This is a genomic window from Sphingorhabdus sp. (genome assembly GCF_023910635.1).
Classification (GTDB): domain Bacteria; phylum Pseudomonadota; class Alphaproteobacteria; order Sphingomonadales; family Sphingomonadaceae; genus Sphingorhabdus_B.
In genome coordinates this window covers 23,282-49,733 of record NZ_JAAVVZ010000001.1, presented here as the reverse complement: position 1 = coordinate 49,733, position 26,452 = coordinate 23,282, and the positions used below count along the sequence as shown (strand labels likewise).

The following is a 26,452-nucleotide window of genomic DNA, read 5'->3' as shown; positions in this document are numbered from 1 at the left end:
AGTGGACGAACTGGCCAGTGGCGACGTCGCTATTGTCCAGATGCGTAATGTCGATGCAGATAACGGGGTCAATTGGAGCGAAGTGCAGCGGATCGCGCTGCCTTCCAAGCGCCCGCCAGCTCTTCTTGCCGTCGGAGACATCATCTTCACCACGCGCGGCACCCGCAATTTCGCGCTGGCACTCGATACCGTTGAGGGGAGGGCCGTTTGCTCTCCGCACTTCTTCGTAATCCGGGTTCTGGACGCGAACCGGATCGCGCCCCCGTTCCTGGCGTGGCAGATCAACCAGCGCACGTCTCAGGAGTATTTCCAGCGGGAAGCCACCGGCTCGCACATCCTCAATATCCGGCGCGAGGTGATCGAAAACCTGCCGCTTGCGATCCCGCCGCTCGCCACGCAACGCGCGATCGTCGCACTTGCCGATGCGGCCCGTGCCGAGCGGGCGGCGCTCACCAAGCTCATCGAGAACCGCAACCAGCAGATCGAGGCCATCGCGCTTGGCCTCCACCACTCCGAAAGGCCCCATGCATGACCGGCACGATCAAACAGGAAGAAGTGAACAAGGCGGTATGGGCCGCGTGCGACACCTTCCGGGGCACGGTGTCGGCCGACATCTACAAAGACTACATCCTGACACTTCTGTTCCTCAAATATCTGAGCGACGTGTGGCAGGATCACATGGACGCCTATGCCAAGGATTATGGCGATACGCCGGAGCTGATCGCGGAGATGATGAAGAACGAACGCTTCGTTCTTCCCGAAGGCGCCAGCTTCTACAGCCTGTTTGAACAGCGCCACGAGGCGGGGAATGGCGAGCGGATCGACAAGGCGCTCCACGCCATCGAAGAAGCGAACATCGCCAAGTTGCGCGACGTGTTTCAGGACATCAGTTTCAACTCGAACAAGCTGGGTGAGGAAAAGCAGAAGAACGATCTGCTGCGGCACCTGCTGGAGGATTTCGCCAAACCCGAACTGAACATGCGCCCATCGCGCATCGGCAATCTCGATGTGATCGGCAACGCCTACGAATTCCTCATCAAGAACTTCGCGTCGGACGCCGGACGCAAGGCCGGCGAATTCTATACGCCGCCCGAAGTTTCGGCATTGATGGCCGAGATCATGGATATGAACGAAGGCGAGGAGGCTTGCGACCCGACTTGCGGCTCCGGCTCGCTGTTGATGAAGTGCGGCCAGCGGGTGCAGGCCAAGTTCGGCGGCTCCAAAAAATACGCGCTATACGGCCAGGAATCGATCGGCAGCACCTGGGCGCTCGCCAAGATGAACATGTTTCTTCACGGCGAGGACAATCACCGCATCGAATGGGGCGACACCATCCGCAACCCGAAGTTGCTCGACGGTGACGATCGGTTGAAGCACTTCGACGTGGTGGTGGCAAACCCGCCGTTCAGCCTCGACAAATGGGGGCATGATACCGCTAGCGCTGACAAGTTCGGCCGCTTCCGCCGCGCGCTTCCACCCAAGACCAAGGGCGATTACGCCTTCATCCTCCACATGGTCGAAACCATGAAGCCCAAGACGGGGCGCATGGCAGTCGTCGCGCCGCACGGGGTATTGTTTCGGGGCAGCAGCGAAGGCGTCATCCGTCAGAAGCTGATCGAGGAGAATTTGCTCGATTGCGTGATCGGCCTGCCTGAAAAGCTGTTCTACGGTACCGGCATTCCGGCGGCGATCCTGATCCTGAAAAAGAACAAGGCCGACAAGAACGTCCTGTTCATCGACGCCAGCCGCGCCTTCAAATCGGGCAAGAACCAGAACCAGTTGACTCCCGAAAACATCGCCAGGATCGTCGAAACCTATCACGCCCGCGTGAGCGTCGACAAATACGCTTACCTCGCCACCCCGTTGGAACTGGCCGAGAATGACTGCAACCTCAACATCCCGCGCTACGTCGATACGTTTGAGGAAGAAGCCGAGATCGACCTGATCGCCGTCCGCGCCGAGCGCATCGCGCTCAAGGCAGAACTTGCCGCGCTGGAGGCGAAGATGGACGGGTATTTGCGGGAGCTTGGCTATGCTTCCTGAGGGGTGGCGACGATGCACCATTGACGACATCGCCAAGGTCTCATCGGGCGGCACGCCAGATCGGTCACGCGATGAATATTGGGGAGGCGATATTCCGTGGGTTACCACCGGAGAGATTGGGAATGGCCCAATTGATCACACTGCAGAAAAAATCACTGAAATTGGTCTGCGTAACTCCGCTGCAAAGATATTCCCCGCCGGAACGCTTTTGATGGCGATGTATGGGCAGGGAAAGACCCGCGGTCGAATTGCAGCTTTGTCTATCAAAGCCAGCACCAATCAGGCTTGCGCCGCAATCATCGCTGCCGAAGATTCAAGCGCCGATTTCCTCTTTCATAACCTCCGTTCTCGCTATGAAGAGATCAGGAACCTCTCGAACGACGGATCACAAAAGAACCTATCGGCAGGGCTGATAAAGGCACTTCCCATCCTCCTCCCACCGCTCCCCGAACAGCGGAAGATTGCGGAGATATTGTCCACATGGGACGCGGCGATTTCCGCCCAAGAGCGGCTGATCGCCAACGCGAAGCGCCAGAAAAAGGCGCTGATGCAAACTCTCCTCCCCACCGGCGCACACCCTCCCAAGAAACGCCTGCCCGGCTTTTCGGAGGAGTGGCGAGAGATATTGCTTGGCACTGCTTTCACGGAGCGGGTTGAACGGGGCGACGACCGGCTTCCATTGCTTTCGGTTACACAAGCGAATGGCGTCATTTCGCAAGATGATGCTGGTCGTCGCAACATTTCCAGCGATGATCAGTCGAACTACAAGACCGTCCGCAAAGGCGACATAGCCTACAATACCATGCGCATGTGGCAGGGGGCTTCCGCGCTCAGTGGCCTGACGGGGAAAGTCAGCCCTGCGTATACCGTTGTTGCACCGCGCGACGGGCACGATGCTGCCTTCTATGCGTATCTTTTCAAGCAAGCGGCCATGATTCACGTGTTCGAGCGCCATTCTCAGGGGCTAGTATCCGATACCTGGAATCTCAAGTTTCCGCACTTCGCGAAGATTCGTACGTGTGCCCCTGGCATTGAAGAGCAGCAGGCAATCGCTCGCACACTCAAGAGTTTAGATGATCTAGCATTTGCTTGCGAGCGCCAACTAACTGCCCTCAGCCGAGAAAAATCCGCCCTGATGCAACAGCTTCTCACCGGCAAACGCCGTGTGAAGCTGGAGGAGTCTGTGGCATGAAGTTCGAGGTCTATTGCGACGAGGCACTGCCCGACCTCTTCACCTCAAAAAAGCCGCGCGCACAGTATCTGATGATCGGGGCGCTGTGGCTGTCGCCCGATCTGCGCGATGCGGCCAAGCGGGCGATTGGCGAATTGCGGGAACGCCACAAGGTTTGGGGCGAACTGAAATGGACGAAAATATCGCCGTCCAGACAGGCCTTCTATGAAGAGTTGATCGATATGTTTTTCGGCTTCGGCCTAGACATGCGGTTTCGCTGCATCGCCGTTGAACATGCAAAACTCGATCTGGGCCATCACAACGGCGACGGCGAACTGGGCTTCTACAAATTTTACTATCAGTTGCTTCATCACTGGATTCTCGATTTCAACGAGTATCGCATCTTCACCGACATGAAGACCAACCGGTCGCCAACCCGGCTGAGCGAGTTGCGCAAGGTGCTTGGAAACGCCAACATGTCAGCGACCATCGCCGATGTGCAGCCGCTGCCGTCGCGCGAACTTGTGCTCATGCAATTGTGCGATGTTTTGCTCGGGGCCGCAGCCCATCAAATGAATGGCGGCGGCACAAGCGCCGCCAAAGCAGCGATCATTGCGCGGATCGAATCCCGACTGAACCGCAAGCTTGAGCCGACTCCAAAGTCGGAAGAAAAATTCAACTTGTTCAAGATCCGCTTGCAGGGTGGCTGGTGATGCCGCCGCCTTTGCTCACGCTCGCCGATCAGGCTGCCTATCAGCAGCATTTCGTGCAAACCTACTGCGCGGGTCCATTGGCGACGCGCGACGGCATTCCCGTCTATTTCAAGCGCCAATCATTCTATCATGCCTTTTTCGAGACCGTGATGCACAAGGACGACACGTTTTCGCCCGACCGGGCGGAGCGTATGGACTGGATCGCGGCGACGTTGGCAGATGCGGCGACCCAATGTTTCCAGGGCTGGATTGCCAAGACCAAGTCCTATGATCCGGCACGGCGGGTGGAGCTGCGCTACCAGAACTTCGTGGTCGTTTTGTTCATGAAGAAGGGGCAGAACGGTCAGCTCAAGGCCGAATTTTTGACATGTTATCCGGTCGTCAACCGACGGCTCCCAAAGGTGCTCGCTGCACCTGTCTGGAATCGGGTCGATTGCGAGAACGCGCTATGAAAAAGGAAAGTTGGACGTTGGTTTGCTACGCTGGCCCAGCGTCCAAGGCCTTGATATGTTCAAAGCCGATAGGCAGTGAACTCGTGACGTATGTGGCGTTGTATCTCCTACAAGTCAACAAAAAGTTGATTTCCGGAAGGTGTGAGGCTAGCAAACCGGTCAACAGAACCCCCTACGCCTCTGTTCCGGCATGCGCACCAAGGGGGTCGTTTTTTGCCCGAAGCGCGGGGGCGCCCGCATGACCGTCACCCCCAACACCGCCGAGCTTTACAGCGCCCAGATTCCGGCGCTGGCGACGCTCGTGTCATTGGGATGGGACTATCTCTCTCCCGCCACCTGCATGGAGATGCGCGGAGGCAATCAGGGCATATTGCTGCGCCCCGTGCTTGTCGACGAACTGAAGCGGCGGCGCTTCGACTACAAGGGGCAGAGCTTCCCGCTCTCGACCAATGCCATCGACCAGATCGTGCGCGAACTGGCTTCGCCGCCAATGCACGAGGGGCTGCTGACCGCCAATGAGCGGCTCTACAATGCGCTGACCCTTGGGATTACCGTCACCGAATTTGTCGATGGCAAAAAGCACAGCGTGACCGTGCCGATTATCGACTGGTTCAACGTCGAGAACAACAGCTTCCTGATCACCGAGGAGCTGGAGCTGGTCACCAGCGACGGCACCCGGACCCGGCGACCCGATATGGTCGGTTATGTCAACGGCATCCCGCTCGTCGTGATCGAGGCCAAGCGGCCCGACAGCGGCAATCCCAACAGTTCGATGGTTGAAGAGGGGATCAGCCAGATGATCCGCAACCAGAAGGCGGACGAGATTCCCCAGCTCTTTGCCTATGCCCAGCTCTTGCTGGCGATCAGTGCGACCGATGGCCGCTATGGCACCACCAAGACGGCGCGCAAGTTCTGGAGCAAATGGCACGAGGAGCAGTTCGATGAAGCCTGGTTCGCCGGTATCAAGAATCGTGCTCTTGATGTTGAGCCGCGCACAGAATTGATGGCCAACCGCGTTTCGGACGTGAAGCGGCATTTCAACCATCTGTGGGGAGGCGAGCAGCTTGTCACCGATCAGGATCGTCTGCTGATCAGCCTGTTGTCCAAGGACCGGCTTCTTGAATTCATCCGCCTGTTCCTGCTGTTCGATCGCAAGGCCGAGAAGATCGCGGCCCGTTACCAGCAAGCGTTCGGGATCAAGGCGCTGCTGGCCCGCATATCCGAGGTTCGCCCGGATGGAGGACGGCAGGGCGGCGTCATCTGGCACACGACCGGATCGGGCAAGAGCTTCACGATGGTCTATCTGTGCAAGGCGCTCTTGCTCGACGAGGCGCTGAAGGGGTGCCGCATCATCGTCGTCACTGACAGGCGCGACCTAGAGAAGCAGCTTGCCGGTAACTTTCTGACCGGTGGGGCCTTTGGCTCTGACATCGGCACCAAAAAAGATGGCGGCAGCGCCAAGGCGACATCGGGACGCGATCTTGCCCGCCGGATCGGCAAAGGCACCGAGCGGATCATCTTCACGATCATCAACAAATTCGCCAGCGCCTCCAAACTTGCCGAATGCCATAATGACAGTGCCAATCTGATCGTGCTGATCGACGAAGGCCATCGCAGCCAGGGCGGCGAGAACCACGAGCGGATGCGCAAGGCGCTGCCCAACGCGGCCTTTGTCGCGTTCACTGGCACGCCGCTGTTGAAGGACGACAAGACCGCCAACAAGTTCGGCAAGATTATCCACGCCTACACGATGCGCGATGCGACCGCCGACGGCACGGTGACGCCTTTGCTCTATGAAGAGCGCAAGCCGATCCTCGACATCAACGAAGCGGCCATCGACAACTGGTTCGACAAGATCACGCTCGGCCTGTCGGACAAGCAGAAGAGCGATTTGAAGGAGAAATACGGCAAGAAAGGCCCGGTCTATGGATCGGCGAACCGGATTGACCTGATCGCCTGGGACATCGCCGTTCACTTCAAGACCAACTTCAAAGACCTGGACCTCGGCCTCAAGGGCCAGCTTGCCACATCGAGCAAGCGTTCGGCCATTCGCTATAAGAAGGCGCTGGATGCCACCGGACTTGTCACCAGCGCCGTGGTCATCTCTCCGCCCGATACCCGCGAAGGCCATGAGGAGGTCGATGAGGCCGAACTTCCCGAAGTTCAGCAATGGTGGAAGGATAATGTTCGCGGTGATCCCGAGGACTATGAGCGGCAGGTGATTGAGGATTTCGGGACCGAGGGGAAACCGGACATTCTGATCGTCGTGGACAAATTGCTCACCGGGTTCGACGAGCCGCGCAATGCCGTCCTCTACATCGACAAGAAGCTCGAACAGCACAATCTCATTCAGGCCATTGCCCGCGTCAACCGGCTGCACGAGCAGAAGAAATTTGGCCTGCTGATCGACTATCGCGGCATCCTGCGCGAGCTGGATACCGCTGTTTCCGAATATCAGGATTTGGCCGAGCGGACGCAGGGCGGCTTTGATGTCGACGATATTGACGGCCTGTTTGCCGACGTCAGCACCGAATACAAACGGCTCCCGGCGCTCCATGACGCACTGTGGAACCTGTTTGCAGGCGTCAGCAACCGGGCGGATATTGAGCAGTATCGTCAATTGCTCGTGCCGCGTTTCGAGAATGACGAAACGGGCCTACCCATCGACATCAGCCAGAAAGTTCGGGAGGATTTCTATGAGGCGCTGACCGAATTTGGGTTGTGCCTCAAAGCCGCACTCGCTTCGCGCTCGTTTTTTGAGGACAGCTCCGTCACCGAGCAGCAGATCGTCACATACAAGAAGGATCTCAAATTCTTCGGCGACCTTCGCAAAATGGCGCGGCAGGATGCCCAGGAGACCATCGACTTTAGCGCCTACGAAGATCAAATCCGCAAACTCGTTGACTGCTACGTCATCGGTGAAAAGGTGGCGGAGGCCGATGGCGTTTTCCTCGTCAATGAGCTTGGGCGGAAGGATGATCCTGCTGCGTGGTCGGACGAGAAGACGCGCAACGAAACGGACATTATCCGCAGCCGGTTGAAGAAAACGATCGAGCAGGAATTGGCTGACGATCCCTATGCTCAAACCCATTTTTCCGAACTGCTGCGACAGGCCATTGTTGATGCAAATGCCCTTTTTGAGCATCCGTTCAAGCAATACGCACTGTTTAGGGACGTGGAGGAGCAGGTGCGATCGCGTAAAGTCGATGGCGCTCCGCCGGAGCTGGAAGCAAACAATCCTGCTACTGCCTATTTCGGTATCATGCGGTTGGTATCGGGCGATGAGCGCGTGCTTGGCGCTGACCGCGCAAGCTGCATAGCGATGGCGCTGGATATTGAACGCGCTGTGCAAACAGCGGTCGCCGAAAATTCCCTCAATCCGCAAAACATTGAAGCTGCGATCCGCAAGGCATTGCTGCCAATGCTGTTCAATCTCATCGGGTTGGACGACGCCAAACAGGTCATCGAGCAAGTTGTCACCGTGACTAGAGTTGGCCTTTCCCGGGGCAATCCATGACCATTGCGACATTGCGCTACGGCGACCGGGAGACCGATTATCATGTTGCGCTGACCGAGCGGCTGACCACGAAAATTCTGATTCACGTTCATCCTGATGGCATTGTCGAGGTTGAGGCACCCCCGAATCGGGAGCCAACCATCATTCAGGCAGCCGTTCAAAAGCGCGCGCGCTGGATTTTCGAAAATCTCGATTCAGCAAAGGACGCGCGCGCTTATGCGCTTCCCCGCGAATATGTCGGCGGGGAGACACATTTCTATCTTGGCCGGCGTTATCGTTTGCTGGTGCGGGAAGATCGAACGGTGCCTTCAACAGTAAAGCTGGTGCGCGGGACCATCGAAATTGTCGCTCCTGTTGCCGATCGAGCTGCTATCAGGCGACGGCTCCGGCAGTGGTATCGTATTCGCGCGCAGGAATATTTTCGACGGCGAATAGACGAGATTGCATCACGCATCGACTGGCTTTCGGTGCTACCGCCAATGAAATTGGTGCCAATGGAGCTTCAATGGGGTAGTTGCTCGCCGACCGGATCCATCCATCTGAATCCGGCACTTATTCGTGCGCCACGCCATTGTATCGACTATGTTTTGCTCCACGAACTTTGCCATTTGAAAGAGCACAACCACAGCAAGAAGTTCTATGCCTTGCTCGCAAAACACGACCCGCATTGGGTCGATACTAAGGCCGAGTTGGATCGACTGGCCGAGCTTTTTCTGGCCGAATAGGTCCGTCTGCAGGCGGTTGCCAGATTTGGCGCTGCCCTACGGGCGACCCGCGCTATACGCTGCGCGCACCAAGCCTGTAGTCTTGGCCCTCCGGGTGACGATCGGGAGCGTGGGTAAATGTGCGGGATCTTTTAAAGTCGCACTCGTTCCCGCGCTGCGCGCTCCCGAGGGTGCGGCGTTTTATTGGCTGACCCGCTGGCGCTCTTGCCTCTCTCCTTGCCGTGCGGGCGGCGGGCGCGCATTCGCTTAGACCGGCGGCGCTGCGCCGTTGGCGCGACAGCCTGGTCATCGCTCTGCTTGCCGCCACACCGCCCGTCGTCGTCGCGCCGTGCAAGGGTGCCGTTTCTGTTCGGCCGCTGCGCGGCGATGTTCTTTCAATGATGTTTGACTGACGGTGGACGGCGCGGATGCGCCGGCGTGTTTGTGGCCGTCCCCGAAGAGGGGGATGGGCGGCGCTTCCGGCTAGGCCCGCCGCGCTCAGGCGCAACCCGGCGAGCCGGGTCTTTCACTTTGTTACAGCCTTACAGGTGCGCCTGATCGCGCCGGGCCTCTTGGTCGCTCTTTGCCGCCCACCCCCCTCTCCGGGGGCGTGTGGTTTTAGAGGCGAGGAGGCGACGATGGCGGATCAAGGCAGGATACGGCGGAGCAGAGGCAAGGGCGGGGCAGACGGCGGCGCGGCGCGCGCATCGCTCTATGACGAGGTGACGGCCAAGATCATAGCCCAGCTTGAAGCGGGCCGCTTCCCGTGGGCGCAGCCGTGGAGTTCAGCGGCGGCAGTGCCGGGGCTTCCCCGCAACGCGGTTTCGGGGCGTCCCTATTCGGGCGTCAATGTTCTCATTCTGTGGGGTGCGGTCATTGAAGGCTGCTACCCGTCGCAGGACTGGTTGACCTTTCGGCAGGCGCTGGCCGCTGGCGGATGCGTTCGCAAAGGTGAGCGCGGGCATACGATCTTTTACGCCGACCGCTTCACGCCCGAAGATGGACGCGAGACGGGCGAGGAGGGCGAACCCCGCTCTATTCCGTTCCTCAAACGCTTTGTCGTGTTCAACGCGGCGCAATGTGACGGACTGCCCGAGCGGCTGACAGCCGACCCCACGCCGTTGCCGCCCCGCGAACAGCACGAAAGCGCGGAAGGCTTGATTGCCGCGACGGGTGCAGATTTCCGCATCGGCGGTGCGCGCGCCTTCTATGATGTGGGCGGCGACTATGTGCAGGTTCCGCCGCAACCGGCATTCGCTCACCAGATCGACTTTTACCGGACGGCGCTTCACGAGTTAGGCCATTGGACGGGCAGCAAGGAACGGCTGGCGCGCGACCAGTCGGGGCGTTTCGGTTCTGCGCTTTATGCCCGCGAGGAATTGTGCGCCGAATTGGCATCGGCTTTTCTGTGTGCCGCTCTCGGCATCGTCCCCACCGTTCGCCATGCGGATTATCTCGGCTCTTGGCTTACGGTGCTGCGCGCGGACAACCGCGCCATTTTCAAGGCGGCATCGCAAGCCAGCAAGGCAGCGGATTTTCTGTTGGCGTTCGTTCGGGAGAGCGAATCCACCTTGGCGCGGGCAGCATGAGCGCCGTGCCGCCTCTCGCGTCCGAGCAGACCGCCATTGGAGAGCAGACGCTTGTTCACGGCGTTACGCCGATCACGCCCCGCGACCGTCTCGCTATGCGCGCCAACGCGCCGCTGGAGCCGCGCAAGGCGCAGCGCCCCGCCGATCATGGCCTGTTCGACACCAACGCCCGAAACCAGATCGAGATGTTTTGAGAGGATTTTCCCATGCTTTTGCTCACCCAAGTCCAGCGCGAGAGGTTGATTGCCAACGGAAAGTGCCGTGCCGACCATAAGCCCGTCGTCAAATTTTTCTCGCCGATTGGCGCGGCCACTTGGTTGTTTGCCGAACTGGACGAGGACGGCGACACGCTGTTCGGGCTTTGCGACCTTGGCTTTGGTTTGCCCGAAATGGGTTCGGCCAGCCTAGCCGAAATTGCGGCAGTGTCGCTGCCGTTCGGCCTCACCATCGAGCGCGACCTTTGCTTTGAAGGGCGCTTCCCGCTGACCATTTATGCCGATGCCGCCCGCTTGGCGGGCAGCATCACCGAGGACGCGGCGCGGCTTGAGGCCGCCGCCGCAGCCCGCACCCAAGAAAATCCAGCCCTTCCGCCGCCTTGACCCCCCAAGGCGGAGGCAGACCCCGCGCTGGATAATCCGGTGCGGTCAACCGGCCCCATCCTCACCGCCCCCTCAAGATGCCGAGTCCGAAGGACCCTGCCGGGGGGCGGATGGGGCCACCCAACAAAGGAGTAAGTGCCATGAAACTTGACCACATCGCCCTTGACCGGCTTTCAATCTCCCCCGCCAATATGCGGAGCGGCAAGAAGCCGCCCGACATTAGCGGCATTCTGCCATCCATCCGCGCGCGGGGCATAATCATGCCGCTGTTGGTGCGGCCCAATGGCAGCGACACCACATTCGAGATTGTGGCGGGAAGCCGCCGCTTCCTCGCCGCGCAGACCGTGGCAAATGAGAACGGCGTTGCCGAACCGTTGCCCTGCGCCATCATGGAGGCGGGCGACGATGCCGCCGCCCTTGAAGCGTCGTTAATCGAGAATCTTGCGCGGCTTGCGCCCGACGAGGTGACACAATGGGAATCGTTTACGCGGTTGGTCAAAGAAGGCCGGACGCCCGACGAAATCTCAATGACGTTCGGAATGCCCGAACTGACCGTCAAGCGTATCTTGGCGCTTGGCAATTTGCTGCCGCGCATCCGCCAGCTTTACCGCGCCGAGGAGATCGACGCGACCAGCGTTCGCCATCTGACGCTGGCGACCAAAGCCCAGCAGAAAACATGGCTGGCGCTCTATGACGACCCCAATGCGTCCATCCCTAAGGGCCACCAGTTGAAGGCATGGCTGTTCGGCGGTGCGTCCATATCGACCAGCGTCGCGCTGTTCGACCTTGAAACCTATCAGGGCCGAATCGTCAAAGACCTGTTCGAGAAGGACGGCTATTTTGGCGAGGTGCGCGAGTTCGAGGACGCGCAGCGCGCGGCCATCGAGGAGCGCAAAGCGGCGTATATTGCCGACGGTTGGAGCGATGTTGTCGTATTGCCCGATGGGCAATACTTCCATCGCTACGAATTTGCCGCCACGCCGAAGCGCAAAGGCGGACGGGTCTATGTGACCCTTGCCCATAATGGCGAGGTGCAGTTCCACGAAGGCTATCTGACCGAGCGCGAAGCCAAGCGCATCGCCAAAGGCGAAGCGCCCGATGCGACGACCAAACAGGCCCGCCCCGAAATCACCGCAGCCATGACCAGCTATATCGACCTGCACCGCCATGCGGCGGTGCGGTCGGCGCTTGCCGCCAATACCGGCGTGGCGCTGCGCGTCATGGTCGCTCACGCGATTTGCGGTTCGCCGCTGTGGGGCGTGAGGGTTCAAGATCAGCGCAGCCGAAACGAAGCGATTACCGAGAGCATCGAAACCAGCATTGCCGAAGCCCGTTTTGACGAGCGCCGCCGCGCGGTGCTTGGCGTGTTGGGATTTGACCCCGACGAACCGAGTGTGACCTTGGGCCATGACCCGAAGAATGGTTCAAGCGGGCTGTTCCTGCGCTTGCTGGAATTGCCCGACGCGGTTGTCATGGAGGTTCTTGGCGTCGTTATGGCCGAGACGCTGGCAAGCGGAACCTGCCTTATCGAAACCATCGGCCTTCACCTTAATGTCAAAATGGCAGACTATTGGGTGGCCGATGATGCCTTTTATGGCCTTGTCCGCGACCGCGAGGTGTTGACCGAAGTGTTGCGCGAGGTTGGCGGCGATACCGTGGCGCAGGCCCATGCCGCCGAGAAGGGTAAGACGGTCAAAGGCGTCATTGCTGACTATCTGACCGGCAGCAATGGCCGCAACAAGGTCGAGAATTGGGTGCCGCGTTGGATGGCGTTCCCGCCATCGGCTTACACCCAGCGCGGCGGCGTAGCGACGGTTGCCGCTGCCAGTCGCGCCGCTTGGCTGGCCGAACCCGAAGTGCCGCTCGACCCTGACCCCGCCGCTGCCGGAGCGGCGGAGGTGGCGGAAAGCGGTGACACCGAAGCCGCCGACGCACTTGAAGAGGTCGAAGAGCAACGCCTTGCGGCGTGACTGAATAGCGGGCGGTGGAACGCCGCCCGCACATTGAGCGCCACAAAGCCCCGTCCGGCAGAACCGGACGGGGCTTGAGTGCTATGTCGTTGGTCAGTCGAAAGGCGGGAGCCTATCGGTTGATGCAAACACCAATCTTCACCTGCGAACACGCAAGCGGATCGGCGCATTGCAGCGATGCCGTGCTGACGGAACCTGTCGCGCCTGTCTGTCGGTTTGTGACCAGCAGGCCGCAATAGCCAGCCACCGAATCCGGTGCGACGGGGCGTTTACCGTTATACCGCTGTCGGCAGAACGCCGTGTCCTTTTCCAGCAAGCCCAAGCTATCAGTTTCGCAGGCTGAGTGTGTCAGCCCGACATTGAACGCAACAACCGACCCTCGCCAAATCTCCTAATGGGTAACGGCCAGAACCGCGCTCACCCACGGCCTCGTCAATGGCTTTGGTTGGCAGCGGACGGCTACGCCTCTTGCCCCTTGCTGCAACGGTGCAGTCCAAAGTTTCTTCCCCTGGGCTTGCCACCCCATCGCTGCGCGATGGGGTGGCAAGCCCATTCCTCGCGGAACCAAGAAACTCCGGTCTGCACCGTCCTTCACTGCGTTGCGGCCCTGCGGGTGCAGCAGGGCAAGCCCCTGCCTTTAACCAGCCATCGAGGCCGCGAATGAGCGCGGGGTTCGACCAACATAAGGAGAAGTATCATGGCAAATATCGGCACATTCAAAAAGTCAGGCGACACCAACTACACCGGCGAAATCGTCACGATGAGCTTGCAGAAGAAGAACGTCACCATCGTCGCCGAGGAAGCGAGCGAGAACGAAAACGCCCCCTCGCACCGGGTGTTCGTAGCCAAGGCCGAGATCGGCGCTTGCTGGCAGAAGACCTCCAAGGAAGGCCGCGACTATCTCTCGATCAAGCTCGACGATCCCAGCTTCACCGCCCCGATCTTCGCCAGCCTGTTCGCCGACGAAGACGGCAAGACCTTCAACCTGATCTGGTCACGCGCCCGCATCTCGAACGGCCACTGACCGCCGCACCCAAGCCCCGCTCGGTTCGACCGGGTGGGGCTTTGTGGTGCTATGTCGCCTTTGTTGGGGAGAGCCGACCGGCAGCTTTCCGATGATCGGAGCCAAAACCAGCCGTTAAATACAGTTAGCGTGATGGCAGCTTCACGCCCAACGGCAGCCGTTCGTTATTGAATGGTATTTCCAAAAGCAGCTGGGTTCGACATTTTTTCCTTCCGGTCAAATGCCATTCCTACGGGTCAGGCCGGACATTAACCGTGATGTGAATTTTTTCGTAGTTTATGAACGCGACTGCTGCTTAGAAGAGGATTGGAGACAGGTGCCGAATAGGTGCCGCTGTTCTCACAATCAATGGAGATCATCCTGCCGCATTACACGCCCCTAATTCAGACAATCGTCGCGGCCTTCGTGGTCGCATTTTTCATGGGCGCTCTCGCTCATAGACTGCGAATTTCTCCCATCGCCGGGTATTTGTTGGCTGGTGTGCTGGTCGGTCCGTTTACACCGGGGTTTGTCGCTGACGCTTCGCTTGCGGCGGAACTCGCCGAAATCGGGGTCATACTTTTAATGTTTGGCGTTGGCCTGCATTTTTCGTTGCGAGATCTGTTGGCTGTTCGAAACATCGCCGTGCCGGGTGCCGTGTTGCAAATTGCTGTCGCTACAGCACTGGGAGCAGGTCTTTCATATGTAATGGGATGGGGCTTGGTGGCCGGTCTCATTTTTGGTCTTGCATTGTCGGTTGCTAGCACCGTGGTGTTGCTGCGGGCATTGGAAAGCCGCAATCTCATTGAAACCGAAAAAGGCAGAATTGCTGTCGGGTGGCTTATCGTGGAGGACCTCGTCATGGTCCTTGCGCTGGTATTGCTGCCGAGCATCGCTGCTGCAAGTCAGGAAGGCAGTGTCGACGACATTTGGCTTCAACTGTCGGGTACTCTGCTAAAGGTAGGCGGTTTTTTTGCACTTATGCTTCTGGTTGGACGCCGGGTCATCCCGTGGGCGTTGCATTGGGTCGTACATACAGGCTCCAGAGAATTGTTCCGACTGGCTATATTGGCCATCGCGCTCGGCGTTGCCGGTGGAGCTGCCTTCATTTTTGGCGTCTCTTTCGCTTTGGGTGCCTTTTTCGCAGGGATGATTTTGGGAGAAACACAGCTGAGTAAGCGTGCTGCGGAAGAGACGCTGCCACTGCGCGATGCCTTTGCGGTTCTGTTTTTTGTATCTGTCGGAATGCTGTTCGATCCATCGGTTATCTTAGAACAACCGCTTCCTTTGCTCGCCACCGTCGCGATTATCGTGGTTGGTAAATCTATCGCGGCGTATGGAATAGTCCGGGCATTCGGTCATGATAACAAGACTGCCCTAATCGTAGCGGCCAGCCTCGCTCAGATCGGTGAATTTTCATTTATATTGGTAGCACTGGGTACATCACTGACTATTTTGCCAGCAGACGCTCGGGACTTAATACTTGCCGGTGCAATATTTTCGATTCTTCTGCATCCACTCGTGTTTACTGCGGTAGCTGGGCGAGCAGGTGAAAAGAAGTTGCCGGGTTCGGAAAAAGCAGCGCAAGAAATCCAACGCGAGGCATCCCGAAGTGGGCATGTTGTTCTGGTAGGATATGGCAGGGTCGGGCGATTGGTTGCTGCAGGATTACGCGAACGACAGTTCGGCTTTGTTGTTATTGAGGAAGAAGCCGATATCGCGCGAGCGGCAATCGCCGACGGATTAACCGTTGTGCGCGGAAATGCTGCTGATGCAGATGTTCTGAAAGAAGCGGGTGTGGATGAAGCCCGTCTTATGCTTATCGCCATTCCCGAGGGATATGAGGCCGGCGCGATTGTTGAGCAATCGCGGAATACAAAGACCGATCTGTATATCATCGCACGTGCGCACAGCGATGGGGAGGTTGAACATCTGAACCGTTTTGGGGCCGATAAGGTTATCATGGGTGAACGGGAAATCGCGCGCGTTATGCTCGGGTCGCTATTTACTCCAAAACGTACAAGTTAAGCGGGCCTCGGTCCGTAAATGATGACCGCTGCGCCCGGCAAGTCCCACCGGTCCGGCCTTGTCTCTTCTACTATCCAGAGCCAGCCGACTGCTGAGACGATAATCGGGCGTCACGAAACTTGCCATGCGTTCTTGCATTTGCCCACCGACTAGGACCGCTTTTGCGGATCAAATCAGGTTGCCCTTATGACCGTAATGTTAGCGCAAGCCGCCATCCCTTTGCACAGAAATCTGAGCGCTGGATGTCAGTTCCAGCATTTGCACCGGCTACGGTCGCACAGTTGGCGAGATCGCCGAATGGGGCGCGCCCGACCGCCAGCCGTCAGCATGAAATAGTCCGGCGATCTTCGGCACGCGTGGGAAGCCGCGCTTCACATCCAGCCTGAAACCCCAAACCCCTAAGCGCACCCAAAGCCCCTTATTGTCAGAAGTAGAAAGACGCTTTGGGTGCGCATGTTTTAGGGGGTTTGTCTGATTTGTCTTTAATGCAGGATATGCCTAGCGGCGCGTGTTGTCTTACATTGTCCCTCTTTTGCTGACGTTTCACCGGGCATGATTGATGGCGACAAATCCACTATCGAACAGCGAGACGCTCACCATTCGGCTTGACGCCGATGCGCTCGCGGCGTTCGACAGCTTCGCGGTCGGACGTGGCGGACGAAGTGCAGTGTTGCGGCAGATGATCGAGCAGACGGTGCCAGATCGCGCCGTTGGCCCCTTCATTGAACGCCCCGAGGGCGCGGCGCGCAATCGTATTTCGGTGCGGTTTACCGATGTCGAGATCGCCGTGATCGAGGTTCGGGCGGCGCAGCGTTCGACCGATCGCGCCAGTTGGATCAAGGCCTTGGTGCGCCGCCACCTCGCGCTGAAATCGCGGGTCGATGACGGGCTTCTGGCTGAACTTGCGCCGATCAGAATGCAGTTGCTGCGTATCGGCCGCAATCTCAATCAGGCGATGAAGGCTGCCAATGCGTCGATGCTCGAAACCGGCGACAAGCAGATCGAACCCGAGCTTCGGCGGATCGCAGACATGCGGATGGAAATCTCCGAGCAGGTGACAGCGGTTGGCGAAGCCATGCGCGGCGATGCGAGTTACTGGGCAATCCCTGAATGATGGCGCGAGATTGATGGGCCTGGAATCGGCCTTGTGGGAAGCAACCCGTCCAGCGTTTCGGGTGCGTTATATCCATGATCCTACCAGCACGCCGCGCGTCCCGCTCTATGCCAGCTACGGCTTTGCCACAGGCCCGACCGCGCGGGCCAAGCTGGCACGGATTGTTCGCAAGGCACCCGAGGTCGTAGTCAAGGTCACAGGACGGCAACGGGGTGGTGTCCACGTCAAAGCCCATCTCGACTATATCGGACGCAAGGGTAACGTGGAGATTGAAACCCGTGACGGCGAAATCCTCACCAGCAAGGACGACATCGCCGAGCGCGCGGCGGAGTGGAGCGATACGCTGCAATGGCGGTCCCGGCCCACGGTGTCGTCGGTGGGGTTGGTTTTCTCGATGCCCGCAGGCACCGACCCGGACAAGGTGCTGGGAGCCGTCCGCGCGCTCGCCCATGTCGAACTCAGCGACAATCACGATTATGTCCTGGCGCTCCATACCGATACGCCGCGCCCCCATGTTCATCTGACGGTGCAGGCAGAGGGACTGGATCGCACACGGTTCAATCCCCGACCGGTTCAGCTCAATCGTTTCCGTGAACGCTTTGCCCGTGAATTGCGCGCACGGGGAGTAGCAGCAGAAGCAACGCCGAGACGCGCGCGCGGACAGGGGATTGCCGGATCGAGCATGGCGCTGGTCAAATTGCGGGCGCGACTGCGAACCGAAGGGAGTCGTCAGATCACCCAATCAGACCGCCGCACCAACGAACAGGCCGTCGCGGTGGCGCGGGGCCAGGATCAATTGCCGCCGTTCATCGCAGCCGGCACATTCCGCTGGCAAGAGATACGCCGTGCCTATGAACAAACTGCCGACGCGCTGGACGCTACCGGGCAAGTGGATGACCGTGAGCTTGCCAGGGACGTTCGCACGTTCCTCGACAAGCATCTGGGTATGAATGCCACGCCAGAAGTTTTTGCCGAGCATCATCGACGACGCCTCGAAGCTGAGCGCAAGCCTTCCAATCAGATAACGAAGGAGGCACCAGCGCCTGATCATGGGAAGGGCCGGTGACGGTAGCCCCCAACGTCAGATTGAACCTCGGCAGGTCATGTTTAGGATTTACTCAAGGATAGTCCCGCCGCCCCGTTCCCACACCATCGCCCAGAATTGTTGGCTCCAATTGGTTTGATGGCCATCCAAATATCGCGATTTCCCGAGAGCGATGCCCATTTTAGTGATGAGTGCGGCGAACTCTGGATCGTCGCGATGCGCGGCCATCCAAATCCGGCCCAGGGCATATGTAAGCAACGCGTGGAACAGTGTGATGCGGGTTGCTTTCTGTGCATCGTAAGCGCGCGGTGCCATTTCGATAATAGCGTGAATGTCGCCATCGGGTTTGTTTGGTTCGTGTAGACGGTGAAGCCGAAGTTGCCATTGCGCCAAGTTACGCCCGTAGTGCGCATACGGCTGAACGGCCCCGGCGAACTCTCGCATAAACGTGAACCAAGGTTCAGTCCAAAGTCCAGATCCGTATTGTGGCCAAACATTCGCCTGAAGCCATGCGCGGAGCTTGCCTGGATTGAGCGTGTCCGCTTCCCATTTTAACAGCGCCGCTTCTGCGTCAGGATGCCCGCATATTCCAAGCTCAATGACGCCGATTGCTTCGACGCACTGCCGAGTCAAAGCCAAGGCATTGGAATGCATCCCGTCCTTGTTAGCTTGATTCGCTAACAACAACGTGTCCAAAACGAACCAGTGCGCAAGCATAGGCGCCGATTTCACTTGGAGACACATTTCGTTGGCCGAAACTGCGGCGGCAATGCGGCTCATGACCTGGGAAGTCGCGAGTTCGCTAATTTGGAACCATTCTGGCGCTGACTCTGTCATTCTCTGGTGATCACCTTGCGGGTAGATTTAACCATTCCACTTTGGCTACGAATTCACGATGAAAGCGTAGCGATTGCCGCCGCAAGCCCACGCACACTGACAGCCTCGACACCGTTGCCCATCGGGAACCCATCTTCGCCACCATAGACGACGAAGGCACGGTCTGGTTTGATGTCATCAAGGGCGATCCTGAACCCCTTTTCGACCTGTGGTGCGCGGGTGCGTTTGATTTCAATGGCCCAGGTGCCGTGACGCGCGCCCATCTCAAGGATCAGGTCAATCTCCGCCCCCGCAGATGTCCGGTAGAAGCTCGCACGGGTGCCAATTGGGGCGACGGCAAGCAGGCTCTCGATGACAAAGCCTTCCCAACTTGGCCCCGCGACGGGATGGCCAAGGAGATCGTCCAGCGTTTCAATGCCGAGTAGTGCATGGGTCAGGCCACTATCGCGGATATAGGTCTTGGGCGACTTGACCAGCCGCTTGCCCACATTGACATGATACGGCGGCAAACGGCGGACGAGCAGCAGATCGACCAGCAGCCCGAGATAGCTCGTCACCGTAGGCGCAGATATTGCCATGCTCGACGCCAGACGCGACGCATTGAGCAAGCTGCCCTGCACATGGGCAAGCATCTTCCAGAATCGTTCGAGCATTTCGGCCGGGATGCGCGGACCGAACATTGGCACATCGCGCTCAAGATAGGTGCGAATGAAGCTCAGGCGAATGGCGAGACTGTCGGAGTCGCTGGCGGCAAGCAGGCTGTCAGGAAACCCACCGCGCAACCACAGCGACATGACGCCTAAGTCGTCAGCACATTCGATGGCAGTAATGGGGGCGAGTTCGACATATTCGATTCGGCCCGCAAGGCTCTCGCTCGACTGGCGGAGCAGGTCGATGGCCGCTGACCCGAGCATGAGGAATCGCCCGGTTCGTTTGCCCGCGCGCCTGCCTTCGTCGATGATCCCCCGCAACTCTTCAAACAACGCGGGCATCCGGTGGATTTCATCGAGAATGACAAGTTCATCGGCATGGCGTTTGAGAAAGTCATCAGGATCAGCCAGCCGTGCGCGATCTCGCTCTGCTTCAAGATCGAGATAGACCGATGGCCGACTGTCACCAATCGCACGGGCCAGCGTGGTTTTTCCAGCTTGGCGCGGTCCGATCAAGGCCACCGATGCCTGACGGCCAAGGGCTTGGTTCAGACGGGGAATAATGTATCGCTCGATCATCCTTGCAGATTAAAACCATTGATTTTGATTTGCAAGGAACAATCAATCTTGACCGGCGGCATATTCAGCGGCCTAGCGAGATCGGCCATCACGCTGCAACGCCTGTTCCTGCGTGATGTCGCGCACTCTTTGAGCCTGTTGGTTCCGCACCTGAATGACGGCGATCTTGTCGCCTTTGGCGATGCGAAGCGCAACCTCCTGGCGTCTGGCTTCGACCTCCTTTGTCGCCTTGGCCGGATCGTCAGGATATTTCGCGCGGGTGATCGAAATGGTCTGGGCAACCAGACTTTGCGCGCGGCGCAGGTCTGGGTCACGGGCATTCTCGGCGTGTGATTGGCGCAGGAATCGATCCGAGAGGGCTTTGAGCTTACTCATTTCACCTTCGGTCTGCGGCGGTTTCGTGCCAGCCTTCTGACCCTCTCGACGTTTTTCTCGTTCGGCGATCCTTTCTCGGAGACGGTCGGCTTCGGCCTGGACTACCTTGGTTGGCCTATAATTCTCGACCGCCAGCCCTTGCGCGGCGGCGGCGAGGTATGCCGCCTTCTTGAACGTGTCGCCACCACCTACCTTGATTGACGTCCAGCCGTTCGCCTTGGCAATCCGTATGATGTCGGGAAGGGCGTCGATATTGCTGGTCTTGAGCCGATCGCCCGCGATCCGCACGATCGGGGTCTTGTCGTCGGAGGTGCGATAGAGCTTGTTACCGACGCGCAGAAATTTGCCGGTCAGGTCGTCGGTGATTGTGGGCGGCTCGGACTTGCGCTTTGGTTTTTCCGGGGCAGCCTTCGCCGTGACCTGCTTGGGCTTGGCCTGCTTCGGCTCAGTTGGCCGGCTGCGCCCCGAAGGCACGCTTCCTTCAAGTTCATCAGCCATTTTCATCGCCTTCCTCTATGATGATGCTTGCGTTGCCGTGACGATCCAAAGTCAGGAGATCGGCACAGAAACTCGGATAGTCTTCGGTGCGGATGTCGTCCGGCGTCAGCGGATAGGCGGGGTTTCCCTCTGCCTCTTCATCGGTCATGTCGCGGAACGGTGTGGGAGCAAGTGCCACGAGAGTTTGTTTTTCGAGCGCCGACACCACAGGCGGCGGAAATGCCCGATTCTTGAAGAAGCGGCTCTTGTAGTAGAAAATCTTGGTGCCGATGATCGGCGGGATACCGCCCCGTAGCAGTAGCAGTCTGTCCGTCGGAAATTGCATCAGCTCCTGGGGCAGCAGCAAGGCGCGGCGCTGATCGGAAATTGATTTTGATCGGTTGGCGAGCAGGCCGTTTATCGTGAGGGACCGGGTGACACTCTCCTGCCCGACATAACCGATGCGATCCGACAGCTCGTTTGCAACACGAAGTTCCTTAGGTGTGAAAGCGACTTCAACCCCGCAGTTGGCGACGATTTCATCGGCCAAATGCTCACCATAAACACCGCGCAATTGCGAGCGAGACTGGATCACCGGGAGCAGGCGGATGCCGTAGCCAGCGACGTAGGAAAAGGCGCTGGCGAGGACCGATGCGCGGCCAAGCCGGGCGAATTCATCGAGGATGACCAGCACGGGGACTGGGGTAGTTTCGTTGGGCAATTCCCGGACATTCAGGTCAATCAGTTGCTGAAAAAGCAAGTTGTAGAGCGGAGCGATGCGGTCGAGTTCGTCAGGTGAAACACCGAGATAGATTGAAATGTGGCGCTTTCGCAGATCGCGCAGATCAAAATCGCTCGCGGACGTTGCCGCATCCACAAGAGGGTTGAGCCATAGGCCAAGGACATTGGTGATGGTCTTCTTGATGTCGGCAAAGCTGTTGTCGGAACCACCGGCAAAATCAGTGAGTGCCGTTCGGCATCCCGTGGACAGGCTGAGTTTGGGAATGACCAGTTCCTTTTTGAAGAAGCTGCGCGCATCGCCTTCGGTCAGATGGCGGTAAATTGCGCCCATCGTCAGCGGTTCGTCGCTTGTTTCAGCGAGCCAGGCTCCGACACCGGCAAATCCTGTCCGCGCGCCATTTGCCCAAAAGGCTTCGCCGCGTTCTGGCACGTTGAACAGCATCGTTGCGATCTTTTGCAGCTCGATGATCACATCGTCGGGGTCGCTGCGGTCGATATAGGCGAGCGGGTTATAGCGCACGGTGCGTCCCTGCCGGTCAGTCGGGTTGAACAGGAAGACCTGCTGGCCATAATGCGCGCGGAACCCCGCAGTCGCATCGAAATTTTCGCGTTTGACGTCGAGAACGACGACGGAACCAGCCCATGTCAGCAGGTTGGGAATGACGATGCCAATGCCTTTACCCGAACGGGTTGGCGCTTCGACAAGGACATGCTCGCTCCCGCCAAAGGTCAGGAAGCGCCCGCCCTTACGTCCGACGAGTATGCCAGAGGCCGAACGGAAACCATGCCGTTTGAGTTCACGTTCATTGGCAAAACGTGCAGCGCCGTGGAGAGGCGCACCGCGCGCCCAGAGGGCATAGATCAGCCCAGCGAGCAGCGTGAGACTGCCCACCAAACCACCCGCCATCGCCTTCACGACGTGTGGATCGCCACGATAATACCAGACAAATTGAGGCATTTTGAGTGGGTCATAAGCCGCCACCGGAAGGCCCAGCACCACCCAACCAATCATACTGGCAATGGCGAGCGCGATCACAGCCCCAAGCGGGATGGCGATCAGCAATCGTGCCGCCCCGCCGTCAGGCGAGGTGCCTGCTCTCTGGGTCATAATAGATCTCCGTCACGCGAAACTCGCCATCGGTTTTCTTGGTCTGGACGACGACATCGACGAGCATTTTGAGCAGCGCGCGAATATCGCGGCGCGCCAGATCGGAGCCGCCTTCGCTTTCCTTGACCAGCAAGGTCAGTTGCTCGAACGCCAGTTCGGCGGAATCGGCATGGATGGTCGTGATCGAGCCGGGATGGCCGGAGTTCACGTTGCGCAGGTAAAAGAACGCCGTCCCGTCACGCAATTCCTGGAGCAAAATACGGTCGGGGCGCATCCGCAGCGCGCTTTCGAGCAAATGCTTTGCCGTGACATTGGCCGTGCCCTGGCCGTCCTTGGCATAGAGCATGTGGACCACATTTTTGTGCGGGACGATCAGTTCGCGCGTGTCCTCGATCGTCAGCAACCGTTCCTCTGGCGGGATGAGCTGGATCAATCCCTTGGACAGCGTGGTCTTTCCCGATCCGGTCGCGCCGGAGATCAGGATGTTGAGCCGCGCCTTCACTGCGCCGTCGAAGAATTCAACATGGCGGCCTGCTTTGAGCAACGTGAGCAAGTCCAGCTCCTGGGCCGACACCTGTTTTTCAGCTATGCGCGTTTCCCTGAACAGCCCCGCCGCCTCGAAATCCGCCAGCGTCATCGTGACGGTCGATGGCTTGCGCACCGTGACCGACACGGTTTCATCTGGGACGACGGGCGGCACGATGATTTGCACCCGTTCGCCGGTTGGGAAGATTGTCGATACAATGGGATTTTCGCGGGTAACGTCCTGCGAAGTGAACGCCGCCGCAGCCGTCGCCAACGCCATCAGATTCTTGAAATCGAGACTTGGTTCGCTTTCCCATGTCCAGCCTCCACGGCGTTCAATGCCGACTTCGCCGGGTCGGTTGATGACGAGTTCGGTCACACGCTCGTCATCGAGATATTTGCGTAAGGGCGCAGTCACGCTGTCGAGGACAGCGGTATTTTTGCCCGGAGCCGCCATTATTTTCCCCGAGCAGCCACTATTTGAGACTGAGGCCGTAAACGGTCGAGAAATCGAAATCCTGGGCGACGGTGATGCCGACATCTTCACCCTGATTTTTGCGCAAAACCGGCTTGATCTGGGAGTTTTGTTGCAGGATCGTCGAAGCCGCATCGGATGGAACGCGGGTGGTATTGGATGCGCTGTTTCCTATCGCTTCCGAGCCGACAGTCGCCGCATCTTCGACCAAGCTGAACAGCAACGCGGTGCCGAAGCGTTGCCAGAAAAAGTTATCGACCCGTCCATCCATCCCGCCGCGACCGAGCGCATCGGTAGCGGGTGAAGCCACATCAATTGCGATGCCGCGCGGGGTGACGGCGCGCGTCCACAGCACGAATAGCCGGTATTGGCCGCGATTGAGGCCACCTTGATATTCGCCAACGATCTTCGTGCCTTTTTCCATCAGCACGACCCGGCCATTGTCGGAGTAGATATTGCGGGGGACGATGCAGCTCACATAACCGGGCTGGCTTGAGTCCATCGCGGATTGCAGGACGCAGGGGATGAAGCTGCCGGCTGTTATCAGGAAATTGCGATCGGGGAGCGGGCGGGCCTGCACCTGTCCGATTACCGATGCCTGACGAAGCGTATCGAGATTGGTTGACGGCTGCGAAGGTTGGCGTCCGGCATATGCCGCACCGCCATTATCGCTGTATCGAACGCCCGCGCTGCCACTGTCACGTTCGCCGCCATAGGCAATCAGCGATGATCGCCGCGCCGCTTCGCGGAGCGCTTCGGCTTGCGATGGCTGGCGGACTTGCTGTGCGGCGGGCGGAGGAATCTGCGATGACCCCGGCCCGGCACCAATTGCGGGGACAATCGGTTCTCCCACGCCAATTGGTGCATTGGGATCAGTCGCTGCACCCGCGAGCGTCGGCGCGATAACGCTTGCGGGATCATATTGCGCGGGTTCGAGAGCCGGTTTGGGCTTGACCGGAGGAAGCGTGGAGTTGCCCGTCAGGCCGGTCCCAAGCGCCAGCACCGTGAACATGATGGCTCCGGCAGCAGCGGCAAAGCCGATCATCTTTTTCGGGTCCATTGCTGTGCCGGGTATCGACGGCATTTTGCTGGCACGTTCGGTTGCCGGGGCGCGGTCAATGTCCTGCGGGTCGGGGGTTTGATCGACGGTTGCGCGCTCGCCTTTTGACATTTCGGCCATCACTTTGGCTCCCCATTTTCTTGACTTGGCGTGCGTTCGACAATGCTGGATGCTGTTCCCGTCCTCGGGTCACGGCCGTAAAAATCACGGGCTCCGTTGAACACGCACAGCACCTCTCTGCCGCGACGCAGGCGGAGCTGAGAAAAGACGCCGTGAATCACGACAAACTCATCCCTGACATCGAAGGGAACGATGCTTTCGCTGCCATCTGGATTGACCGCGAAGAATGCCGGAAGTTCGCGTTGATTGGGGAAGCGCAGCGCCGTGAATTGACCGTTATCGGTGATTTCGGAAGGCTGGATCGCGGGCGACCCTTGCACCGAGTAGCTCAAATTGCGCTTGCCTTCGAGGACAGCGAGATCAAGCGCCGAGCGGATCGCGCCTGCTTGCAACGCAACGGCCTGGGTGTAGGCGGCCTGCGTTGCCGCCGCTTGTGCAGCGGCGGCTTCTTCGCGCGGATAGCGGAACACGACCTTGAAGAATGTGTCAGGCGAACGCGCACCGATGGCCTCGCGCCTTGCCGACAGCTCGAATGTATAGGTGCGATTGCCCGTGCTGGACCGGGTAATAACGATCAGGTTGGTGGCCCCCGCAAGCTCGCGTGGTTTGATAAAGAGCGAGTTTTCTGCCGGAGCGACTTCCCATGACACCGTATCGCCAAGCGCGACATGTTCGACTCGCTCGCCGGGCGAAAATACGATCTGGGTGGCGGAGCGGAACACGCCGACGATGCGAAAAACCTGGGTGTCGCTGTAGATTACTTCGCGGATGCGATTGTCCTGTGCCGTTGGGTGCGGGGTTTCGGCAGGCAGTGCCGGTTCGCTGGTAAGCAGCAGCGCAATTGCCGTTAGGCAGCTCATTCTTTTCATTGTGTTACCTCCAGATCGGCGCGGTAGGTCTGCACCTCCAGTCCCAACGGGTTTTTGAATCGTTGCTGCTCAGTCGTCGGCGTATCGGTCGTGTCGTAAGTCACGGTCGCAATGGCGGGAGTGTCAGTCACGACGGAGCCGCGCTGAAGCGTCTTGGTGAAGCGTATCTGCGCAACCTTCGCAGAAACGAAGGTGACTGACTTGATCGCGATGAACACCGTATCGAGATCGGTGAAAACCGATTGCGGCGACTTGGGATTGTCCTTGCTGTAAAAGGCCGTCCACCGCGCTTGCTCTTCGCGTGACGACATCGCCAGAACGCCCTCGAAGAACTCTTGTCGCGCCTGCGGTATCCAGCCCTCGCGGTTACGGACATAATCGGCGAGGAAATATTTGGCGACGGCCTCGTTATAGGTGATTTGCTTATCGCCGGACATCGGTGAGGTTATCTCACTCGCGCCGGTCGCCTTATCGACGGTGATGACATAGGGCGCGACAGTCTTGAGCGGCGTCAGCACCACCACAGCAGCAACCCCGGTGATGGCAAGGCCGCTTGCGACCGCCGCAGCCATCCACGCCAGCCTCTTCGAGCGATTGGCCGCGATCAGGCGGTCGTGGTCCCAGCTAGCGGCTTCCGCAAAATAGGTTTTGAGATCATCCTTATCGGTAACGCCGCCCGCCATGACGC

General features: G+C 58.9%; 23 protein-coding genes. 15 read left to right on the top strand and 8 right to left on the bottom strand.

All coding sequences use genetic code 11. The features are described from left to right. Window position 1: 1 nt before the first annotated feature. The 15 genes from HEQ34_RS00190 (at window position 2) to HEQ34_RS00120 (ending at window position 17,969) form a co-directional block, all read left to right on the top strand. On the top strand, window positions 2-532 hold the full coding sequence (locus HEQ34_RS00190; RefSeq protein ID WP_296195834.1) for a restriction endonuclease subunit S: 531 nt from the start codon (window positions 2-4) through the stop codon (window positions 530-532). Beyond that, entirely contained in the window at window positions 529-2,043 is a 1,515-nt protein-coding gene (locus tag HEQ34_RS00185) for a type I restriction-modification system subunit M (RefSeq protein ID WP_296195831.1), read from the top strand. Before HEQ34_RS00190 ends, HEQ34_RS00185 begins: the two co-directional genes overlap by 4 nt. Then, window positions 2,033-3,235: a restriction endonuclease subunit S gene (locus HEQ34_RS00180; protein ID WP_296195829.1), complete on the top strand. Its 1,203-nt coding sequence runs from the start codon at window positions 2,033-2,035 to the stop codon at window positions 3,233-3,235. Before HEQ34_RS00185 ends, HEQ34_RS00180 begins: the two co-directional genes overlap by 11 nt. Then, complete coding sequence (locus tag HEQ34_RS00175) at window positions 3,232-3,927, top strand: DUF3800 domain-containing protein (protein WP_296195827.1); 696 nt, start codon at window positions 3,232-3,234, stop codon at window positions 3,925-3,927. Before HEQ34_RS00180 ends, HEQ34_RS00175 begins: the two co-directional genes overlap by 4 nt. Then, the gene (locus HEQ34_RS00170) at window positions 3,927-4,379 is read left to right on the top strand and encodes a hypothetical protein (protein WP_296195824.1); all 453 of its coding nucleotides are present in this window, start codon (window positions 3,927-3,929) and stop codon (window positions 4,377-4,379) included. Before HEQ34_RS00175 ends, HEQ34_RS00170 begins: the two co-directional genes overlap by 1 nt. 238 nt (window positions 4,380-4,617) lie before the next feature. After that, on the top strand, window positions 4,618-7,896 hold the full coding sequence (locus HEQ34_RS00165) for an HsdR family type I site-specific deoxyribonuclease (RefSeq protein WP_296195822.1): 3,279 nt from the start codon (window positions 4,618-4,620) through the stop codon (window positions 7,894-7,896). Then, window positions 7,893-8,621 carry a SprT family zinc-dependent metalloprotease gene (locus HEQ34_RS00160; protein WP_296195819.1) on the top strand — a complete coding sequence of 243 codons (729 nt, stop codon included), beginning with the start codon at window positions 7,893-7,895 and terminating at the stop codon, window positions 8,619-8,621. Before HEQ34_RS00165 ends, HEQ34_RS00160 begins: the two co-directional genes overlap by 4 nt. Window positions 8,622-9,238: 617 nt before the next feature. Continuing rightward, window positions 9,239-10,189 (top strand): zincin-like metallopeptidase domain-containing protein, encoded by a 951-nt coding sequence (locus tag HEQ34_RS00155; protein ID WP_296195816.1) that lies wholly within the window; start codon window positions 9,239-9,241, stop codon window positions 10,187-10,189. A gap of 5 nt (window positions 10,190-10,194) precedes the next feature. Beyond that, on the top strand, window positions 10,195-10,383 hold the full coding sequence (locus HEQ34_RS00150) for a hypothetical protein (RefSeq protein WP_296195813.1): 189 nt from the start codon (window positions 10,195-10,197) through the stop codon (window positions 10,381-10,383). Between the two features lie 12 nt (window positions 10,384-10,395). Further along, the gene (locus HEQ34_RS00145) at window positions 10,396-10,788 is read left to right on the top strand and encodes a DUF2958 domain-containing protein (protein WP_296195811.1); all 393 of its coding nucleotides are present in this window, start codon (window positions 10,396-10,398) and stop codon (window positions 10,786-10,788) included. 140 nt (window positions 10,789-10,928) lie between these two features. After that, window positions 10,929-12,758, top strand: coding sequence for a ParB/RepB/Spo0J family partition protein (locus HEQ34_RS00140; RefSeq protein WP_296195809.1), 1,830 nt, complete (start codon window positions 10,929-10,931; stop codon window positions 12,756-12,758). Between the two features lie 697 nt (window positions 12,759-13,455). Next, entirely contained in the window at window positions 13,456-13,782 is a 327-nt protein-coding gene (locus tag HEQ34_RS00135) for a DUF736 domain-containing protein (RefSeq protein WP_296195806.1), read from the top strand. A 360-nt stretch (window positions 13,783-14,142) separates the two neighbouring features. Further along, window positions 14,143-15,789 carry a YbaL family putative K(+) efflux transporter gene (gene ybaL / locus HEQ34_RS00130; RefSeq protein ID WP_296195913.1) on the top strand — a complete coding sequence of 549 codons (1,647 nt, stop codon included), beginning with the start codon at window positions 14,143-14,145 and terminating at the stop codon, window positions 15,787-15,789. Window positions 15,790-16,348: 559 nt separating this feature from the next. Then, window positions 16,349-16,903 (top strand): hypothetical protein, encoded by a 555-nt coding sequence (locus HEQ34_RS00125; RefSeq protein ID WP_296195804.1) that lies wholly within the window; start codon window positions 16,349-16,351, stop codon window positions 16,901-16,903. Further along, complete coding sequence (locus HEQ34_RS00120; protein ID WP_296195802.1) at window positions 16,875-17,969, top strand: relaxase/mobilization nuclease domain-containing protein; 1,095 nt, start codon at window positions 16,875-16,877, stop codon at window positions 17,967-17,969. Before HEQ34_RS00125 ends, HEQ34_RS00120 begins: the two co-directional genes overlap by 29 nt. Before the next feature lie 48 nt (window positions 17,970-18,017). Here the strand turns inward: HEQ34_RS00120 and HEQ34_RS00115 are convergent, their stop codons facing one another. From HEQ34_RS00115 to HEQ34_RS00080, 8 genes are all read right to left on the bottom strand, one after another. Beyond that, window positions 18,018-18,644 (bottom strand): hypothetical protein, encoded by a 627-nt coding sequence (locus HEQ34_RS00115; protein ID WP_296195799.1) that lies wholly within the window; start codon window positions 18,642-18,644, stop codon window positions 18,018-18,020. 194 nt (window positions 18,645-18,838) lie between these two features. After that, window positions 18,839-20,014: an ATP-binding protein gene (locus HEQ34_RS00110; RefSeq protein WP_296195797.1), complete on the bottom strand. Its 1,176-nt coding sequence runs from the start codon at window positions 20,012-20,014 to the stop codon at window positions 18,839-18,841. Window positions 20,015-20,086: 72 nt separating this feature from the next. Further along, window positions 20,087-20,887, bottom strand: a complete 801-nt coding sequence (locus HEQ34_RS00105) for an LPD7 domain-containing protein (RefSeq protein ID WP_296195794.1) — start codon at window positions 20,885-20,887, stop codon at window positions 20,087-20,089. Further along, the gene (locus HEQ34_RS00100; RefSeq protein ID WP_296195793.1) at window positions 20,880-22,715 is read right to left on the bottom strand and encodes a type IV secretory system conjugative DNA transfer family protein; all 1,836 of its coding nucleotides are present in this window, start codon (window positions 22,713-22,715) and stop codon (window positions 20,880-20,882) included. The genes HEQ34_RS00105 and HEQ34_RS00100 overlap by 8 nt, the downstream gene beginning before the upstream one ends. Further along, window positions 22,687-23,697: a P-type DNA transfer ATPase VirB11 gene (gene virB11 / locus HEQ34_RS00095; protein WP_296195790.1), complete on the bottom strand. Its 1,011-nt coding sequence runs from the start codon at window positions 23,695-23,697 to the stop codon at window positions 22,687-22,689. The genes HEQ34_RS00100 and virB11 overlap by 29 nt, the downstream gene beginning before the upstream one ends. A 19-nt stretch (window positions 23,698-23,716) precedes the next feature. Beyond that, window positions 23,717-24,895 (bottom strand): type IV secretion system protein VirB10, encoded by a 1,179-nt coding sequence (virB10, locus tag HEQ34_RS00090; RefSeq protein ID WP_296195788.1) that lies wholly within the window; start codon window positions 24,893-24,895, stop codon window positions 23,717-23,719. Next, a complete protein-coding gene (gene virB9 / locus HEQ34_RS00085) occupies window positions 24,895-25,764 on the bottom strand; it encodes a P-type conjugative transfer protein VirB9 (RefSeq protein ID WP_296195784.1) in 870 nt (289 codons plus the stop codon). Before virB9 ends, virB10 begins: the two co-directional genes overlap by 1 nt. After that, complete coding sequence (locus HEQ34_RS00080) at window positions 25,761-26,447, bottom strand: virB8 family protein (RefSeq protein ID WP_296195781.1); 687 nt, start codon at window positions 26,445-26,447, stop codon at window positions 25,761-25,763. Before HEQ34_RS00080 ends, virB9 begins: the two co-directional genes overlap by 4 nt. Between the last annotated feature and the right edge of the window lie 5 nt (window positions 26,448-26,452).

What these genes read in the sequence shown, in the direction of transcription:
- HEQ34_RS00125 (WP_296195804.1), top strand. Translation starts at nt 16,349, where the DNA reads ATGGCGACAAATCCACTATCGAACAGCGAGACGCTCACCATTCGGCTT.
- virB11 (WP_296195790.1), bottom strand. Translation starts at nt 23,697, where the DNA reads ATGGCGGCTCCGGGCAAAAATACCGCTGTCCTCGACAGCGTGACTGCG.
- HEQ34_RS00120 (WP_296195802.1), top strand. Translation starts at nt 16,875, where the DNA reads ATGCGAGTTACTGGGCAATCCCTGAATGATGGCGCGAGATTGATGGGC.
- HEQ34_RS00155 (WP_296195816.1), top strand. Translation starts at nt 9,239, where the DNA reads ATGGCGGATCAAGGCAGGATACGGCGGAGCAGAGGCAAGGGCGGGGCA.
- HEQ34_RS00135 (WP_296195806.1), top strand. Translation starts at nt 13,456, where the DNA reads ATGGCAAATATCGGCACATTCAAAAAGTCAGGCGACACCAACTACACC.
- HEQ34_RS00185 (WP_296195831.1), top strand. Translation starts at nt 529, where the DNA reads ATGACCGGCACGATCAAACAGGAAGAAGTGAACAAGGCGGTATGGGCC.
- virB9 (WP_296195784.1), bottom strand. Translation starts at nt 25,764, where the DNA reads ATGAAAAGAATGAGCTGCCTAACGGCAATTGCGCTGCTGCTTACCAGC.
- HEQ34_RS00105 (WP_296195794.1), bottom strand. Translation starts at nt 20,887, where the DNA reads ATGGCTGATGAACTTGAAGGAAGCGTGCCTTCGGGGCGCAGCCGGCCA.
- HEQ34_RS00180 (WP_296195829.1), top strand. Translation starts at nt 2,033, where the DNA reads ATGCTTCCTGAGGGGTGGCGACGATGCACCATTGACGACATCGCCAAG.
- HEQ34_RS00110 (WP_296195797.1), bottom strand. Translation starts at nt 20,014, where the DNA reads ATGATCGAGCGATACATTATTCCCCGTCTGAACCAAGCCCTTGGCCGT.
- HEQ34_RS00170 (WP_296195824.1), top strand. Translation starts at nt 3,927, where the DNA reads ATGCCGCCGCCTTTGCTCACGCTCGCCGATCAGGCTGCCTATCAGCAG.
- HEQ34_RS00165 (WP_296195822.1), top strand. Translation starts at nt 4,618, where the DNA reads ATGACCGTCACCCCCAACACCGCCGAGCTTTACAGCGCCCAGATTCCG.
- HEQ34_RS00080 (WP_296195781.1), bottom strand. Translation starts at nt 26,447, where the DNA reads ATGGCGGGCGGCGTTACCGATAAGGATGATCTCAAAACCTATTTTGCG.
- HEQ34_RS00145 (WP_296195811.1), top strand. Translation starts at nt 10,396, where the DNA reads ATGCTTTTGCTCACCCAAGTCCAGCGCGAGAGGTTGATTGCCAACGGA.
- virB10 (WP_296195788.1), bottom strand. Translation starts at nt 24,895, where the DNA reads ATGGCCGAAATGTCAAAAGGCGAGCGCGCAACCGTCGATCAAACCCCC.
- HEQ34_RS00140 (WP_296195809.1), top strand. Translation starts at nt 10,929, where the DNA reads ATGAAACTTGACCACATCGCCCTTGACCGGCTTTCAATCTCCCCCGCC.
- HEQ34_RS00100 (WP_296195793.1), bottom strand. Translation starts at nt 22,715, where the DNA reads ATGACCCAGAGAGCAGGCACCTCGCCTGACGGCGGGGCGGCACGATTG.
- HEQ34_RS00160 (WP_296195819.1), top strand. Translation starts at nt 7,893, where the DNA reads ATGACCATTGCGACATTGCGCTACGGCGACCGGGAGACCGATTATCAT.
- HEQ34_RS00175 (WP_296195827.1), top strand. Translation starts at nt 3,232, where the DNA reads ATGAAGTTCGAGGTCTATTGCGACGAGGCACTGCCCGACCTCTTCACC.